Origin of the sequence: Anaerolinea thermophila UNI-1, assembly GCF_000199675.1 — a bacterium.
Lineage (GTDB): Bacteria > Chloroflexota > Anaerolineae > Anaerolineales > Anaerolineaceae > Anaerolinea > Anaerolinea thermophila.
Window position 1 is genome coordinate 371,077 of record NC_014960.1, and the last position, 16,432, is coordinate 387,508.

Sequence of the window (16,432 nt, forward strand, 5' to 3'; positions counted from 1 at the left end):
AATTACGGCAAGGGCGCAGAGTGTCCGAAGCCATCTCCCGTAACGGGCAGGGAAGTGTCACTTCTGACGGGCACAACCCTTGCGATGACATTGCCCGTGCGCCTTCCCTGCCCCTGGGCTATAATACCTTCCATGCCCAGGCAATTCTGGTTGTGGTTGTTCCTCTTTTTTCTGGCGCTGGCAGGATGTGCCCCCCAAGGCGCTGTGCCGGTTGTGCCTTCCGCTTCCCCTCTCCTGCCCAGCATGACCTTTCCCCCCAGCGATACCCCTTCTCCCACCCTCACAGCATCGCCGTCGCCAACGGCAACCCTGACCCCTACCTTCACCCCGACGCCAACCCCGGCAGTGCTGGCGGGGGCAGGCGATATTTCGATCTGCGGGCAGGACGGCGATGACCAGACCGCGCAATTGCTGATGAATCTCCCCGGCGAGGTGTTCACCGCTGGCGATAACTCCAATGAGCAGGGCAAGCCCATCCAATATCGGCAGTGTTTCGACGCTTCCTGGGGCAGGTTGATGTCTCGTCTGCACCCTGCACCGGGCAATCACGATTACGGCACGGATGAGGGTGCGCCTTACTTTGCCTATTTTGGGGAGCGTGCCGGTCCGCCCGGCAGAGGCTATTACAGTTACGAATTGGGTGCCTGGCACATCCTTGCCCTGAACAGCAACTGTGAGTACGCCGGCGGGTGCGGAGCGGATTCGGAACAGGAACGCTGGCTGAGGGAAGACCTGCTTTCCCACCCCAACCGCTGTACCCTGGCATACTGGCATCATCCGCGCTGGTCGTCCGGCTGGCACGGGAGCGATGCCCGCACCGATGCCTTCTGGCGAGCGCTGTACGACTTCGGCGCCGAGGTGGTGGTCAGCGGGCATGATCATCACTACGAGCGTTTTGCTCCGCAATCCCCCGAGGGCGAGCGCGACGATCTTCGGGGTATCCGCCAGTTCATCGCCGGGACGGGCGGGGTGAGTTTGCGCGGGTATGAGGAAATCCATCCGCTCAGCGAGGTGCGCTACAACGACACGTTTGGGGTGCTGGTGTTCATCCTCTACCCCGACCGCTACGAGTGGCAGTTCCTCTCGGTGGATGGCGCCCGTGTGATTGATTCCGGCTCTGATGAGTGCCACCCCTGAGAAAAAAACTCCCGCAGGGAGCGTCTGCGGGAGAAATCAGGAAAAGCGGGAATTAGTGGCGTTTACTGCGCGCCCGGCGTGCCGCAGCGCGTTTGCGCCCTTCGGCTTCGGTGCCAATCCAGATGCCGTAATGCGGCAGGATGACGCGGTGCACCAGTAAAATCAGCCCGGCGACGGCAAAGGCAATCAGGAAGACAATCACCGCCCCGCCGAGGTCGTTCATCAGGGCGGGATTGATGAGCATGACTCCCGCCAGCGCCAGCATCAGCGTACCGCCGATGAGTTTGAGGATGCGCCCTTCCTTTTCTTCCAGGCGGCTGGCTTTGAGGGTAAACACAGCGGCAAAGAAAATGCCCAGTTCATCCAATTGATAAATGATCATGTACACCAGCAGAAGCGCCACAAAGGTCAGCGCAGTCACCTTTTGGGCGGTGAGCAGGTTCGTCCACAGTACCGGGAAGCCCGCCGTGCAGGAAAACTCCACCAGCGAGACGCCTGCCGCCAGCACCACCGTGCCGCCCACCATTGCCCAGAAGTTATCGCCGGCATCCAGCACGCGGCGGATGCCGCGGGCAATGCCGGGTTTCTTTTCATCGGCGATGGTGAAGGAAATGCCTTCCTTGTACCAGAAGTAATCCTTGATGTTCACCGCGCCGAAGAAGATGGCTACCAGGGCGACAATCACCTGCACCCAGCCGACAAACGAGATGATGTTGAACACCGTGAACAGCCCGGCAATGAACAGGGCATAAATCCCGGCGGTGACAGTCAGGAACACCAGCCCGATGATGACAATCTTCTTGCGCGAGCCGGTGCGCAGGGTGAGTGCCAGAAGCATGGTCAGCACCCACACCGAGCAGGGGTTAAAGCCGTCCACAAAGGAAATGAGCAGAGTGCTTACCAGCAGAGATTGCGATTTCAAGTCCACCTGACCGAGAATCGGCAGGTTGATGACCGAGGGATTGTTCGGATCAATGGCTGGACGTGGGGCGGGCTTTTCGGTTGAGGGGTTTTCCACAGGCGTTAAAATGCCCTCGGCGGCATCCTTACAGCCGGTTTGCAGGCAGGCTTTGACGGCTTCTTCGACCTCTGCCCCAATCTGTTCGTTGTAGCCTACCCAGTAGCGATCACCGATAAACGTGGTGGGAACGCCTGCGCCCTGAATCTGGTAAGCGTCAATCATTTTCTGAAATTTTTTCAGATTTTCATCGTCATGCCAGACTTCAAAGCGGCGCACTTCCAGATCGGGGTAGCGTTTTTCCAGTTCTTCCAGGAAGGGTTTCATCCTGGCGCAGTGTGGACAGCCATCCCCCCAGAAGAAGTACAGGATGACCTTTTGCCCCTGCGCCTGCACCGGTTGCGAGAACAGCATCACAGCCCCCAGCAGGAACAAAAGCATCAGCGGTAACCAGCGACGGATTTTGTGCATAGTCCTCTTCCTCCGATGTTCCTTATTAAACCATAAAAAATCCAGAGCGAATTTAGAAGATTAAAAAACTTTCAGATTCGCAGAAAAGTTAAACTCCCTACTTTGGATCATGTTTAATAAAACTGAAATCAAAGAGATCCTGCGGACATGGTTCAGGTTAAATTTTCCTGGCACACTCAGCGCCTTTGCGGTAAAAATCTTCCCTTAACTGTGTTCCCCTATATGGAGATAAATACACGATTCTGGACAGGATTTGTTATCGTTTTGTAAGGATTATTTGGATTAAAAAACGTTTTCATCTGGTATAAACATTATGGGAGTGACAGGGTAGTTCAGGAGCGGCCCCATAAGGTTTCGATAGAAAGGAGCCAGTGGCATGAACCAGCCCACCTGGCATGGATTGCTCTTCAATGCGACATTGCTTCTGGGGATGAGCGTCCTGTATGATTTGATTCTGCTTCAGGGCAGGGGGGCTTCGCGACTGCGGCAGGTGATTTCGGGCATTGTCCTCGGGGGAATTGGCATTGCCATTATCCTCACGGCATTCCCTCTCATTGATGGGGTGATTTTCGATACCCGCTCGGTATTGATCAGTATCAGCGGGTTGTTTTTTGGCTTTCTGCCCACCCTGATTGCCGTGGGACTCACCGCGGCTTACCGGCTGTATCTGGGCGGGGGCGGTGCGCTGACGGGAGTGATGGTCATCTTCACCTCAGCGCTGATTGGCTGGGTGTGGCGTTACCTGCGCCGCCGCGCGTTGGAGAAGATGGCATGGTGGGAACTTTACCTGTTTGGCTGGGTGGTGCATCTGAATATGCTCTTGTGGATGTACACCCTGCCGGGTAGTCTGGCGCGCCCGGTGCTTGCCGAGATCACCCTGCCGGTGCTGATCATTTACCCCGTTGCTACCCTGCTGGTAGGTGAAATCCTCTCACTGAACTTTCAGCGTCAGCGCGCCAGCCGTGAGCGTGAGCGCCTGCTGGCAGTGCTGGAGAGCAGTCTTAACGAAATCTACCTGTTCCATCCCAATACCCTGCGTTTCGAGTACGTCAATGCGGCGGCTTTGCGCAATCTGGACTATACCCTGGAGCAAATGCGCACCATGACGCCGGTAAACATCAAGCCGGAATACAATCTGGCAACCTTTCGGGAACTTATTCAACCCTTACTGAAAGGACAAACCCCCGTAATCGTTTTTGAAACCCGTCACCGCCGCGCCGATGGCTCTACGTACCCGGTTGAGGTGCATTTGCAACTGGTGAAGGTGGGCAACGAACAGGTCTTTCTGGCGGTGATTCAGGACATTTCCGAGCGTTTGCGCAGTACACTGCGTTACCGTACCCTGTTTGAAAATGCTTACGATGCGGTATTCATCATAGAGGGTGAACGCTTCATTGAATGTAACCCCAGAGCGGTAGAACTGTTCGGGTACAGCCGTGAGGAATTGCTGGGCAAGACGCCTTTCGAGGTTTCCCCGCCCGAGCAACCTGACGGTATGCCATCGGATGTAAAAGCCAGAGAATTAATTCATCTGGCGGTGATGGGCCAACCACAACTGTTCGAGTGGGTACACTTGCGCAAGGATCACACGCCTTTCGACGCCGAAGTCAGCCTGAGCGCTTTGAATCTGGAAGGGCAAACCCTGCTTCAGGCCATTGTGCGCGACATCACTTTGCGCAAGCGCATGGAGAAGAACGAGCGCGAACAGCGCCTGCTGGCAGAGACCCTGCGGGAAACGGCTCTTTCGCTTGCCAGCACCCTGGAACTGGATGAACTGCTGGATCGCATCCTGGAGAACCTTGAGAAGGTAGTCCCCGCCAGTGCCTGTAACATTATGCTGATAGAAGATGGCATGGTGCGGGTAGCCCGTACCCGGGGGTATCGTGAGCGCGGTTACATGCCCACCGAAGGCATCGCCTTCAGCCTCAACACGACGCAAAACCTGCGCACCATTGCTGAAACTGGCAGGGTGCTCATCATTCCCCGTCTGGAAGAATACCCCCATTGGGTGCGCGTGCCCGGCACCGAGTGGATGCGTTCGTATGCCGGTGCGCCGATTGTCGTCAAGGGTGAGGTGGTGGGATTTCTCAATCTGGATGGTGACCGCCCCAATCAGTTCAGCGAAGAGGATGGTGAACGCCTGCAGTTGTTTGCTGATCAGGCAGCCATTGCCTTTGCCAATGCCAGTTTATACCAGCAAACCCAGCGCCTGTTGCGCCGTCTGGAAGCCATCAATCACGTCTCCAATGTCCTGCGCCCGGCGCAAACGCTGGATGAACTGCTCAACCTTCTGCTGACCGAAACCCTGCACCTGCTGGAAACGCAGGACGGCGCTATCTGGATGTATGATAACACCCGCGACGAACTGCGCATTGCCATTGCCGCCGGCTGGCAAACCCGCCTGCGCCCCTTTGCGCTTAAACCCGGTGAGAGCATTGCCGGCAGTGTGTATTTGCGGCGGGAGGTGTATCTCACTCATAACCTTCAGGAAGACCCGCTTAACGCCCCTGCCATTCGCCGTCTGGTGCCGGAGAATACCGGCGGGGTCTTTGTGCCTGTTCAGGCAGGCACGCAAACTTTAGGGGTGTTTGCCATCACCCTTCCCTCGGGCAAAACGGTTCAGCCGGACGATGTCAGTTTGGTGGCTGCCCTGGGGGAGATGGGCGGCGCCGCCATTTTGCGCATGCGTCTGCATGAAGAGATGCGCCTGCACATTCAGCGTCTGGAGATGCTCCACCGCATTGATACCGAGGTGCTTAAAAATACCCATCTGACCGACACCCTGCGCATGGCGCTGGAGTTGCTCCGTGAAACCCTCAAGGTGGATTCTGCGGTCATTCGCCTGTACAATCCCGATACCCAGTTGCTTGAACTGGCGGCGTCTTTTGGAATGGCTACGGTGGAACATGCTATTCAGCCGGGAGAGTACCTGGCAGGAAAAGCCGCTTCCGAGCGGCGCACCATGCGCTTCTGGCGCGGAGACCCCAACATCACCCCGGAATGGGAAGAACTGGTGCGCCGTGAAGGGCTGGAAACCGCCTTTGCTCTGCCGCTGATTGCCCATGGAGAACTGGTGGGTACGCTGGGGGTTGCCATGCGCAACCTCTTTCACCCGAATCGCGAATGGGAAGATTTTCTGGATACAGTTGCCGGGCAACTGGCGCTGGCGATTCAGAGCAACCGTTTGATCGAGCAATTGCGCCGCTCCAATCAGGAACTCTTACTGGCATACGATACGACCATTGAAGGCTGGTCGCGCGCCATGGATTTGCGTGACCGCGAGACCGAGGGACATACCCAGCGCGTTACCCAACTGACCCTGAAACTGGCTCAGCGTATGGGCATCACCGGCGAAGCGCTCACCCATTTGCGCCGCGGAGCGCTTTTACACGACATCGGCAAGATGGGCATTCCCGACCATATCCTGCACAAGCCCGGTCCACTGACCGATGAGGAATGGCAGATTATGCGCCAGCACCCGGTGTACGCCATTGAGATGCTTTCAGCCATTGAGTACCTCAAGCCTGCGCTGGAGATTCCTGGCTTCCACCATGAAAAGTGGGATGGCAGCGGCTACCCCTACGGTTTGAAAGGCGAAGCCATTCCCATGGGGGCGCGCATCTTTGCTATCGTGGATGTGTGGGACGCCCTCACCTCGGACCGCCCTTACCGCAAAGCCTGGACGCGTGAGAAGACCGTGGAATACATCCGCGAGCAGTCGGGGAAGCACTTCGACCCCAAGGTGGTTGAGGCGTTCCTGAAGATGATGGAAGAAGAGCCGTTTTAAGGCGCTTTGCGTAAAACAAAAAGTCCTCCCGCATCCGACAGGTGCGGGAGGACTGGTTTAAGCGTCTGGATGTTATGGCAGAGGAATCTGCTCCAGTTGATTCACCAGTTGGGCAATGACGTCAAAGCCACCCTGCCAGAAAGATGCCTGGCGGATGTCCACGCCAGCGTTGCGCAGGATGCTCTCCGGCGACTGCGAGCCGCCCGCCGCCAGAATCTGCTTGAGGCGCGGCTTGAAGGACTCGCCTTCCTGCTTGAACTGGCGGTACAGCGAAAGCACCAGCAACTGCCCGAAGGCATAGGCGTACACGTAGAAGGGCGTGCCGTAAATGTGCGGGATGGACACCCACTCCCAGCGGAACTCATCGCTTACCTCGACGGCGTCGCCAAACTGATCTTTGAGATTGCGCAGGTAGGCTTCTGCCATCTCGTCGGGCGAAGCGTTCTGGCGCACCATTTCATGGGCTTCCTTCTCAAACAGGGCAAAGAAGGCTTGCCGCTGAATGGTGGCGTAGGAATCGTCCACCTGGCGGAAGAGCAAATCGCGGCGCACGGCTTCATCGCTTTCCTCGGCGAGCAGGCGGTCAACCAGCATCATCTCCCCGAAGGTAGAGGCGGTCTCTGCCAGCGGAAGCGAGGCGTGGAAGGTAAAGATGGAGTGTTCCTGCGCCATCATGCTGTGAATGGCGTGACCGAGTTCATGTGCCATGGTGGCTACGTCATCGGCGCGCCCCTGGTAGTTCAACAGCACCCAGGGTGTCAACCGCGGACTGACCGACCAGCAGAATGCTCCACTGCGCTTGCCCTTGCGCACCTCGCTGTCCAGATGCTGATGCTCGAACACCCGCTGTGCCAGTTCAGCAAACTGCGGGTCGAACTGACGGAACGAATCCAGCACCAGCCAGGCAGCATGCTCGAAGGGGTAGGCTTTATCGGCGCGGGCAACCGGCGCGTAGATGTCGTAGCGGCGCAGTTTGTCCATGCCCAGCCAGCGCGCCTTCAGGCGGAAGTACCGCTGGAACACGCTGGTGTTCTTTCGGCACACCTCCAGCAGGGTGTCCACTACCTCGTCGGGGATATCGTTGGCAAGGTTGCGCACGGCAATGGGGCTTTTGTAGCCGCGCAGGGTGATGTTCTCGTTGTACCAGTCGCGCACCAGATTCTGGTACATCTGCGCCAGGAACGCGCCGTCGTTGCCATAGACGCGGTACAGTTCCTGATAGGCGCGCGCCCGCAGGTCGGGGTCGGCGCCGCGCACATAGGTCATCAGTTCGCCGCGGGTCAGTTCCTTCACCTCGCCGTCCACTTCCAGTTTGAAGGTGTAGCGGTTGGTGTAGGTTTCGTACAGCCGTTCGATGGCGCTGGCGCCGGTGACATTCTTCAGGTTGATGATTTTTTCTTCGGCTTCGCTGAGGGTGTAGGGCTTGAGATGGCGCATCTCTTCCAGCCAGTAGGTGTAATCTCCTGCCTGGCTCATCAGGCGCGCGGCATTCTCGTCGTCCAGCCCTTTCCACCAGAGGGTGAAGAAGAGGGTTCGGTTTTGCAGTTCTGCCAGGAACTGTTCGGCGCGTCCTACCAGGGTCAGCGCGTTTTGATCCTGCGTGTTGGCGCTGAAGGATAACCCGGCATAGCCGTACAGCCGGTAGGTGTCTTCGGTGATGCGTTCCAGTTTGTGAATCAGGTCAAGGAAGGTCTCCACCGCAATTTCGGGGGTGAGCAGAGGGCGCAGGGCTTCAAATTCCTGCGTTTGGGCTTCCAGTTGCTGGAAAAGCGCATCGATTTCTTCGGGGGTGCCCTGCGAAAGATCGCTCAGGCGCCACGCGGTTTGTTGATAGGGCAGGGAAGTCATGTTCACCTCGTTGAAAAAAAAGATTTTGTGGATTGCCGGGATGGCGTTTAGAACGCCGGGCGCTGGCGCGGGGCTTTGCGCACACGGAAACGGTTGCCCTCGATGGGGTCAAGGATGAAGGTGGGCGGGTTGCCGCGCGCCCAGGGAGCCAGCCCGTTTTTTCTCAGCCAGCGTCCCACTGCCGGACTGACCAGCGGCGCGCCGTTCTCGCTCCAGAAGGCTTCGCCGGGCAGGGCAATGTCCACTGTGCCTTCCTCGCCCTCCAGTTCGACCTGAATGCTTGTCCAGTCCTTCTGGAAGAAGGCGTCGCGATCTGCCGTTTGCACACGGAAGCCGTAGCCCGCGCCGTGGCGGCTGTGAGCACCGTTATTCCATCCAGTGACAACCATTGTGACCTCCTTTCGTCAGCCTCCGGCAACCGGAGGGAAAACATCCAGCACAGCGCTGGTTTGCAGGGGCGTTTCCAGCCCCTCGGGGAGCGTAGCCACATCCTGCCCGTTGACCAGCACATGCACGTGGGCGTGCAGTTCGCCGGATTCGTTCATCCAGTGCGGGCGCAGGGCAGGAACGATGCGCAGGGCATCTTCCAGCGCCTGCCTGACGGTGCTGTTTTCGGGCAGGTTGAGGTGGATTTGTTTGGTGCCTGCCAGCAGGCGGAAGGTGGCATACAGGTTAATGACCATGCTCAAAAAAACCACACAATCATATAGTAACCCAGCGGCGCTGCCCACAACCACGAGTCGATACGGTCGAGCACGCCGCCGTGTCCGGGGAGCAGATGGCTGGAGTCTTTGACGCCAAAACCGCGTTTGAGCAGACTCTCGCCCAAATCGCCTAATGGGCTGAGGACAGCGATGACTGCGCCGAGTAGCGCGCCGTGCGCCGGGGTGAGGTAGGGAATGCGCAGATTCCACAGCGCCGCCAGCCCGGCGGTTAGAAGGATAGCGCTGACTACCCCGCCTAGGTAACCTTCCCAGGTCTTCGACGGGCTGATGTGCGGTGCCATCTTGTGCCTGCCCCAGCGACTGCCCACGAAATACGCCCCGGCATCGGCGAACCAGATGGCGGGCAGTACCAGCAGGAACCACCACATGCCATCGGGCAACTGCCGCAGAGAAACCAGATAGCCGCCCAGTCCCCCCAGGTACACCAGCCCGCCCAGGGTGATGTTCAGGTCGAGCACAGCCGTCTCGTGGGTGTGGCGGTAGGTGAAAACCTGCCAGCCCATGGTGAGGAAGATGAGCGCGGTCAATGCGGGCAGGGCAAAGGCATCCCCACCCCACAGACGAATCAACGGCAAGAGGGCACTCCCCCCTGCCAGAATCCAGGTCGTGGGGTGAAAACCACCATGCTCAAACAGGTGAGCATATTCCAGGGCGGCTAATCCCAGCACCAGTGCCACGAAAAGTGCAAAAGGCGCTCCGCCCACCCAGATCAAAGCGATGCCAATGGGGATGAGCAGAAGCGCAACCAGAAGGCGTTGAGACAGCGGACTCAGGCTAGCAAGCACAGTCGGTTGAATCGTCCTGAGCGGTTAATTTTCCGAAACGACGCTCGCGGTGCGAATACTCGATGAGCGCTTTCAGATACTCCTCGCGGTCGAAGTCGGGCCAGAGGACGGGGGTGACGTACCATTCGGAGTAGGCACTTTGCCAGATGAGGAAATTGCTCACCCGCATCTCGCCCGAGGTGCGGATGATTAGATCGGGGTCGGGCAGATCGGCGGTGAAGAGGTAGCGGCTGACCAGTTCGGGGGTCACTTCTTCGGGCTTAACGCTGTCCCTCATCATGGCGCGGATGGCGCAGACGATTTCATCCCTGCCGCCATAGTTGAACGCCACGCTCAGAATCAACCGGTCGTTGTCGCGGGTGCGTTCCACCGCGCGGATAATCTTTTCCTGAAGCATGGCGGGCAGGCGGTCGAGGTGACCCAGATGGCGCAGTTGCACCCCCTGCTGGTCGAGTTCGTCCAGTTCGCGGTCAATCACCTCTTCAAGGATATGCAACAGTCCCTCCACCTCTTCTTGAGGACGTCCCCAGTTTTCTGTGGAGAAGGCGTAAATGGTCAGGTACTTGACGCCAAACTCGACGCTGGCGCGGATGATGCGGCGCAGGTTTTCCGTCCCGGCGCGGTGACCTGCCAGACGGGGTAAGCCGCGTTTTTGCGCCCAGCGTCCGTTGCCGTCCATAATCATGGCAACGTGTACGGGGACTTTGGTGAGGGTGGGGGTTGAGGTTGAGACGTCCATAAGGTTCTAGGGAGGCTTAAACCTCCATGATTTCCTTTTCTTTTTTCTGTCCGATGGCGTCAATTTCCTGAATGTAGCGGTCGGTCAACTTTTGCAGTTCTTCCTCGCCCTTCTTCAGGTCGTCTTCGGAGATGAGTTTTTCCTTTTCAAAATCACGCAGGTCTTTGACCATGTCGCGGCGCACATTGCGCACGGCGATGCGGCTCTCCTCGAGGCGGGCATGCACCACTTTAACCAGTTCACGGCGGCGCTCCTCGGTGAGCGGCGGGATGTTCAGGCGGATGACCTTGCCGTCGTTGTTGGGCGTCAGCCCCAGATCGGACGCCATGATGGCTTTTTCAATCAGGCGCAGGCTGGAAGTGTCAAAGGGGCGAATCATCAGCACGCGGGGTTCGGGCGCGCTGATACTGGCTAACTGCATCAGCGGGGTGGGTACACCGTAGTACTCCACCTGTAAACGCTCCACCAGTGCAGGACTGGCGCGCCCCGTGCGAATGCCGGCAAGATTCTCTTCCAACGCCTGAATGGCGCCTTTCATGCGGGTTTCGGCTTCTTTGAGGGTCTCTTTTATCACAGGTGCCTCCTTGACTCTCGGGGGAATCTGTTTTCCTTTATGGCTTCCTTAAGCATACCCTAAATTTGTGTTTTTTGCTATCCCACAACACTGCATCGGCGAGCCTGTCGAGGCAATTGTACCCGCCATACTGAGTCTCTCGGAGTGGCGAGCCAGGTCTGAGCCTGTCAAAGCCAGCATGTGCCCCGCGACATGCTCGGGATATGCTTTCCCTTTGCGTACTTTGCTTCTTCGCGGTCATACCTTCCCCAAGCCGCACAGTTCGACGTTCACTGTGCCCCGCGCCTCTCGAGGCGCATACCGAACCGACGGCTGAGCCCGTCGAAATCGAGCCTTCTCAAGGTCAGCGCATTCCTCAGACACGCCGGGAAGGAGACCTGTCCCATTCTCAACAAATAGAGCATCGTGGCTTTAAGCAGTTGACGTTCACCTTCATCGCCGTTAAACTAGGTATCAAAAGACAATGAGAACAAAAAAGGTGAAGGAAGAAAGCATTTTTGAAACCCAGGCGGGGGTCTTTAAGTTGCTTGCTCACCCTGCGCGACTGAAAATTCTGGCGCTCCTGCGGGAGGGTGAAGAGTGCGTCTGCCACATGGAAGCCATGCTGGGTTACCGCCAGGCATATCTCTCCCAGCAGTTGGCGCTCTTGCGCGAAGCCGGCGTGCTGGAGATGCGCCGCGAGGGTTGGAATGTGTACTATCGCGTTGCCCGTCCGGAGGTGTATGCCATCATTGATGCCGCGCACAGCGTGGGCGGTTCGTTAGACGACCTGCGCCGCTGGGAAGAGAAGAAGAAAACCTGCGAATGTCCCAAGTGTTGCCGCGCCCGCGGCGAAACTCCATCCGGCGAGGAAACTCCTCTCACTCTGGCGGAATGAAAGATAAAATTCGGGGGTCCAAAAGCCGCTCTCCATGAGGGCGGTTTTCTTTATCCCTCACCCCCGCATGGTATAATCAAACGGTTTGGAGAACGTTTAGAGGATTGACGTATGGATATTGGCACCATTCAATCGGTGGATATTGACGAACAAATGCGCACCGCCTATCTCGATTACGCCATGAGCGTAATCGTGGCGCGTGCTTTACCCGATGCCCGTGACGGTCTGAAACCGGTCCATCGGCGCATCCTGTACGCCATGGAGGATATGGGCATCCGCGCCAACTCGGCGTACAAGAAATCCGCCAGAATCGTCGGTGAGGTGCTGGGTAAGTACCACCCCCACGGCGATATGGCGGTGTACGATGCCATGGCGCGCATGGCGCAGGACTTTAGCATGCGCTATCCGCTCATTGACGGGCAGGGCAACTTTGGCTCGATTGACGGCGATGCCCCTGCGGCGATGCGCTACACCGAAGCCCGCCTTAACCCCATGGCAGAAGAACTGCTCGCCGATATTGACAAGGACACGGTGGACTTCACCGATAACTTTGACGGCACGCTGAAAGAACCCGTGGTCCTGCCCGCGCGTTTGCCCAACCTTCTGCTGAACGGTTCTTCGGGCATTGCCGTGGGCATGGCAACCAGCATCCCCCCGCACAACCTGCGCGAGGTGGCTCAGGCGGTGGATTACCTTATCGAAAACTACGATCAGATGGATGACATCACCGCCGAAGACCTGATGCGCATCATCCCCGGTCCCGACTTTCCTACGGGCGGCATTATCGTAGGGCGGGAAGGCATCCTGCACGGCTACAGCACGGGACGTAGCCGCCTGACCGTGCGCGGCGTGGCGCGCATCGAAGAGCAAAAGGGCGGACGCTACAACATCATCATCACCGAAATTCCCTATCAGGTCAACAAAGCCGGGCTGATTGAGCGCATTGCCGAACTGGTGCGCGAGGGCAAATTGGACGAAATTTCCGACCTGCGCGATGAGTCCGACCGCCACGGCATGAGCATCGTTATCGAACTCCGCCGGGGTGCTCAACCCCGCCAGGTGCTGAACCAGTTGTACAAGTACACCCCCTTGCAATCCACCTTCAGTGTCAACATGCTGGCACTGGTGGATAACGAACCCCGCCTTCTGCCGCTCAAGCGCGCTTTGCAGGTGTTCATCCAGCATCGTCAGGAAGTGCTCACCCGCCGTACACGCTTTGAACTGGATAAAGCCCGCGCCCGCGCGCACATTTTGGAAGGCTTGCTCATCGCGCTGGCGAATCTGGACGCGGTGATTGCCATCATCCGTCAGTCGCCCGATGCCGAAACTGCCCGCCAGCGCCTCATTGAGCGCTTCAAACTGACCGAGGTGCAGGCGCAAGCCATTCTGGACATGCAGTTGCGTCGCCTTGCCGCGCTGGAGCGCCAGAAGATTGAGGACGAGTACCGCGAAGTCACCGAACGCATTGCCTACCTGGAAGACCTGCTGGCAAATCCGCGCAAGATTCTCGCCCTCATCCAGACGGATATGAAAGAACTGGCAGAGAAATACGGCGATAACCGCCGCACGCGCATTGCCGCCGAAGCAAAAGAGGACTTCAGCGAGGAAGACCTGGTGGCGGATGAAGCCGTGCTGATTACCCTGACAGCGCGCGGTTACATCAAACGGGTGAATGCCAGCGCCTACCGCACCCAGAACCGCGGCGGCAAGGGCGTGATTGGTCAGGAAGTTAAAGAGGAAGACGAAATCACCACCATTCTGGCGGCGCGCACGCTGGATACTTTGTTGTTCTTCACCGACCGCGGCAAGGTGTACGCGCAGAAAGCCCACCAGATTCCCGAAGCCGGGCGCACCGATAAGGGCATCCCTGCTATCAACGTGCTAGCGCTGGAAGCCAATGAGCGCATCACCGTGGCAGTAGCCGTGCGCAGTTTTGCCGATGCCCGCTACTGCCTGATGGCAACGGTCAACGGCAAGGTCAAGCGGGTGGATTTGAGCGAATTTGAGAGCGTGCGTCCCTCAGGTTTGATTGCCATCTCGCTGGAGAACGGCGATCAACTGGGCTGGGTGCGCCTGACCGACGGCTCGCGCCATGTCCTGCTGGTTACCGAGCAGGGCTACACCGTGCGCTTTGCTGAGAGCGAGGTGCGTTCCATGGGACGGCAAGCTTCAGGCGTCACGGGCATTTCCCTGCGCGAGGGCGACCGTGTGGCTTCGATGGATATTGTCGAGGAAGGCGGCGGACTGTTGCTGGTCACCACCAAAGGCTTTGGCAAGCGTGTGCGCCTGGATGAATTTGTCCTCAAAGGGCGTGCCATCGGCGGCGTGATGGCGTTGGATCACAAAGCCATTGCCAAGACGGGCAAACTGGCGGTGGCGCGGGTGGTGCAGGAAAACGACGAAGTAGCGCTCTTCAGCGCCTCAGGCGTGGCACTGCGGGTCAAGGTCAGTTCCATCCCCTTCAAAGGGCGGGTTGCCCAGGGCGTCAGCATCATGCATCTGGACGAAGGCGACAGCGTGGCTTCCATTGCGCGCATTCCGCAGGAAGAAGCCTAGAGGATTACCAATGTGTTCTCTGTGCGGATGAATGGCGTGTTCCATTCATCCGCTTTTTTTGTACAATAGGAAAGAAAACACATAAGGAGTGAACAATGGAACTCTCGATTGTACCGATTGAAAAACCCGAAGCCGTCAACTTCATTTTGGGACAGTCGCATTTCATCAAGACGGTGGAAGACCTGCACGAAGCCCTGGTTGCGGCAGTGCCGGGCATTCGCTTTGGGCTGGCGTTCTGCGAAGCCTCGGGCAAGTGCCTGATTCGCTGGAGCGGTACCGACGAAGAGATGATCGAACTGGCAAAGAAGAACGCCATGGCGGTTGGCGCGGGACACAGTTTCGTCATCTTCCTTGCTGAAGGGTTTTATCCCATTAATGTGCTGAAGACGGTGCAGGCAGTCCCGGAAGTCTGCCGCATCTTCTGCGCTACCGCCAATCCCACGCAGGTTATCGTGGCGGAGAATGGCGAGGGGCGCGGCATCCTCGGGGTGATTGACGGCGCCAAGCCCAAGGGCATCGAAGGCGAAGAGGATATCCAGTGGCGCAAGGGCTTCCTGCGCAAGATTGGCTACAAGCTGGGTTGATAAGCGGCTGTAAACTCTGCTATCCGGCGGGTGAGAAGTTTATCTCACCCGCTTTTTTCTTCCTCTCATACAATCAGGATGAAAATGGGAAGATTACAGATGATGAAACGACGAGTTTTCGGGTGCCTGCTGATACTGCTGATTCTGCTTGCCTTTCCTACTGCCAACGCGGCGCAGGCATTACAGCCGCGTACCCCCGACCTTCCCCCGCAAACCCCGCAGGAAGTTCAGCAGACAGAATCCGCGCCTCAAACCAGCGCCCTCACTGCACTCAACCTGCCGCCGCTCAAAGCCGTGCTGATTGTGGGCCCGATTGATGGCGACAATGGCAGTTGGACCAGGCAGGAAATTGCCAACATGGAACTGGCGGCGCAGGAACTGGAAAAGAACGGCGTGACCGTGTACCGCTTCTACACCCCCAACAACAACTGGGAGCAAATCAAAGCCGCCGCCAACGGCGCGCATTTCCTGTTCTACCGCGGACATGGCATCTACTGGTCGGATATGCCCTATCCCACGGTGGGCGGTTTTGGCTTGAAAGATCGGATGTACTCCAGCGCTGAGATTCAGCGCGACCTCAAACTGGCGAAGAATGCCATTGTCATGATCTATGCCTGCTTCAGCGCAGGCTCTGCCAGCAACGATACCATACCGGTAACACAAGCCGAGGCGCGGCGGCGGGTGGGCGAGTACTCTCAGCCGTTCTTTGCTCTCGGCGCGGGCGGATATTTTGCTGACTGGTTTGGCAACGCCTTCCAGCAGTACGTGCGCTTTCTTTTTGAGGACAAGACGCTGGGACAAGCCTACCAGGCTTTTGGCGATTACGAAGCTGGAAAGACCGTGCAAACTACCCATCCCGCTTTCCCTTCTCTCCCTATGTGGCTGGGATACGATGAATGGTATGAGCCCAAACCGCAGTGGAACAACGCCTTTGTGGGCGACCCCAATCAGACACTGGAAAGCCTTTTCCCGCCTGCCATGCAGGTTTCCAGTCCTGCGGTCGTTGCCATGCTGGAGTCAGCGAGTGTGTCCCAGACTGCTTCAGTGCGCATTACCGCCAGCAACGGCGCCACCTTCAACTGGAACGCCACAGTGGTGGGAAGCAAACCCGCTTGGCTGACCTTCACCGCCAGCGGTTCAAGCGTGCAACCCATGCAGATTACCGTCCAGCCTGCCAGCGGTACGGGAACGTACGAAGTGCAGATTCAGGTGAACCCCGTGGGGATGACGCTCTCGAACGCCCCGCAGATCATCACCGTGCGGCTGATTCAGGTCAACCAGATCCACCGTGTGATGATTCCGCTCATTCTCCGCTGACCGGCGCGCCATTCCGATCAACGCAAACACAAGCCCCTTCGGTGATTTCTTCGAAGGGGCTTGGTTGTTTTGAT

General features: G+C 57.9%; 13 protein-coding genes. 6 read left to right on the forward strand and 7 right to left on the reverse strand.

Annotated features, from left to right (window positions below; genetic code table 11):
• Positions 1–132: 132 nt before the first annotated feature.
• Positions 133–1,137 carry a metallophosphoesterase family protein gene (locus ANT_RS01700; RefSeq protein ID WP_172634561.1) on the forward strand — a complete coding sequence of 335 codons (1,005 nt, stop codon included), beginning with the start codon at positions 133–135 and terminating at the stop codon, positions 1,135–1,137.
• Between the two features lie 52 nt (positions 1,138–1,189).
• Here the strand turns inward: ANT_RS01700 and ANT_RS01705 are convergent, their stop codons facing one another.
• Positions 1,190–2,566: a thioredoxin family protein gene (locus ANT_RS01705; RefSeq protein ID WP_013558775.1), complete on the reverse strand. Its 1,377-nt coding sequence runs from the start codon at positions 2,564–2,566 to the stop codon at positions 1,190–1,192.
• 376 nt (positions 2,567–2,942) lie between these two features.
• Between ANT_RS01705 and ANT_RS15950 the strand changes: the two genes are divergently transcribed.
• Positions 2,943–6,353 (forward strand): GAF domain-containing protein, encoded by a 3,411-nt coding sequence (locus tag ANT_RS15950; protein ID WP_013558776.1) that lies wholly within the window; start codon positions 2,943–2,945, stop codon positions 6,351–6,353.
• 72 nt (positions 6,354–6,425) lie between these two features.
• On the opposite strand, the gene ANT_RS01715 is transcribed toward ANT_RS15950, so the two are convergent.
• Genes ANT_RS01715 through frr form a run of 6 tightly spaced genes read right to left on the reverse strand, consistent with a single transcriptional unit; the run spans position 6,426 to position 10,988 of the window.
• Complete coding sequence (locus ANT_RS01715; protein ID WP_013558777.1) at positions 6,426–8,201, reverse strand: M3 family oligoendopeptidase; 1,776 nt, start codon at positions 8,199–8,201, stop codon at positions 6,426–6,428.
• Positions 8,202–8,248: 47 nt separating this feature from the next.
• A complete protein-coding gene (locus ANT_RS01720; RefSeq protein ID WP_013558778.1) occupies positions 8,249–8,590 on the reverse strand; it encodes a hypothetical protein in 342 nt (113 codons plus the stop codon).
• Positions 8,591–8,605: 15 nt separating this feature from the next.
• Complete coding sequence (locus ANT_RS01725) at positions 8,606–8,884, reverse strand: ubiquitin-like small modifier protein 1 (RefSeq protein WP_013558779.1); 279 nt, start codon at positions 8,882–8,884, stop codon at positions 8,606–8,608.
• 2 nt (positions 8,885–8,886) lie between these two features.
• Positions 8,887–9,711, reverse strand: a complete 825-nt coding sequence (locus tag ANT_RS01730) for a phosphatidate cytidylyltransferase (protein WP_013558780.1) — start codon at positions 9,709–9,711, stop codon at positions 8,887–8,889.
• Positions 9,701–10,450: an undecaprenyl pyrophosphate synthase gene (uppS, locus tag ANT_RS01735; RefSeq protein ID WP_013558781.1), complete on the reverse strand. Its 750-nt coding sequence runs from the start codon at positions 10,448–10,450 to the stop codon at positions 9,701–9,703. Before uppS ends, ANT_RS01730 begins: the two co-directional genes overlap by 11 nt.
• Positions 10,451–10,466: 16 nt before the next feature.
• Positions 10,467–10,988, reverse strand: a complete 522-nt coding sequence (frr, locus tag ANT_RS01740; protein ID WP_416210019.1) for a ribosome recycling factor — start codon at positions 10,986–10,988, stop codon at positions 10,467–10,469.
• 514 nt (positions 10,989–11,502) lie between these two features.
• Between frr and ANT_RS01745 the strand changes: the two genes are divergently transcribed.
• The 4 genes from ANT_RS01745 to ANT_RS15955 all read left to right on the forward strand — a co-directional run bounded on the left by ANT_RS01745 (position 11,503) and on the right by ANT_RS15955 (position 16,358).
• A complete protein-coding gene (locus tag ANT_RS01745) occupies positions 11,503–11,901 on the forward strand; it encodes an ArsR/SmtB family transcription factor (protein WP_197534083.1) in 399 nt (132 codons plus the stop codon).
• 111 nt (positions 11,902–12,012) lie between these two features.
• Positions 12,013–14,457: a DNA gyrase subunit A gene (gene gyrA, locus ANT_RS01750; RefSeq protein ID WP_013558784.1), complete on the forward strand. Its 2,445-nt coding sequence runs from the start codon at positions 12,013–12,015 to the stop codon at positions 14,455–14,457.
• Between the two features lie 95 nt (positions 14,458–14,552).
• A complete protein-coding gene (locus tag ANT_RS01755; RefSeq protein ID WP_013558785.1) occupies positions 14,553–15,041 on the forward strand; it encodes an adenosine-specific kinase in 489 nt (162 codons plus the stop codon).
• A gap of 99 nt (positions 15,042–15,140) precedes the next feature.
• Complete coding sequence (locus ANT_RS15955; protein ID WP_013558786.1) at positions 15,141–16,358, forward strand: hypothetical protein; 1,218 nt, start codon at positions 15,141–15,143, stop codon at positions 16,356–16,358.
• Positions 16,359–16,432: the final 74 nt, after the last annotated feature.

Coding starts and splice junctions, on each gene's coding strand:
- ANT_RS15955 (WP_013558786.1), top strand. CDS start 15,141: ATGATGAAACGACGAGTTTTCGGGTGCCTGCTGATACTGCTGATTCTG.
- uppS (WP_013558781.1), bottom strand. CDS start 10,450: ATGGACGTCTCAACCTCAACCCCCACCCTCACCAAAGTCCCCGTACAC.
- ANT_RS01700 (WP_172634561.1), top strand. CDS start 133: ATGCCCAGGCAATTCTGGTTGTGGTTGTTCCTCTTTTTTCTGGCGCTG.
- ANT_RS01755 (WP_013558785.1), top strand. CDS start 14,553: ATGGAACTCTCGATTGTACCGATTGAAAAACCCGAAGCCGTCAACTTC.
- ANT_RS01725 (WP_013558779.1), bottom strand. CDS start 8,884: ATGGTCATTAACCTGTATGCCACCTTCCGCCTGCTGGCAGGCACCAAA.
- gyrA (WP_013558784.1), top strand. CDS start 12,013: ATGGATATTGGCACCATTCAATCGGTGGATATTGACGAACAAATGCGC.
- frr (WP_416210019.1), bottom strand. CDS start 10,988: ATGAAAGGCGCCATTCAGGCGTTGGAAGAGAATCTTGCCGGCATTCGC.
- ANT_RS01715 (WP_013558777.1), bottom strand. CDS start 8,201: ATGACTTCCCTGCCCTATCAACAAACCGCGTGGCGCCTGAGCGATCTT.
- ANT_RS01705 (WP_013558775.1), bottom strand. CDS start 2,566: ATGCACAAAATCCGTCGCTGGTTACCGCTGATGCTTTTGTTCCTGCTG.
- ANT_RS01720 (WP_013558778.1), bottom strand. CDS start 8,590: ATGGTTGTCACTGGATGGAATAACGGTGCTCACAGCCGCCACGGCGCG.
- ANT_RS15950 (WP_013558776.1), top strand. CDS start 2,943: ATGAACCAGCCCACCTGGCATGGATTGCTCTTCAATGCGACATTGCTT.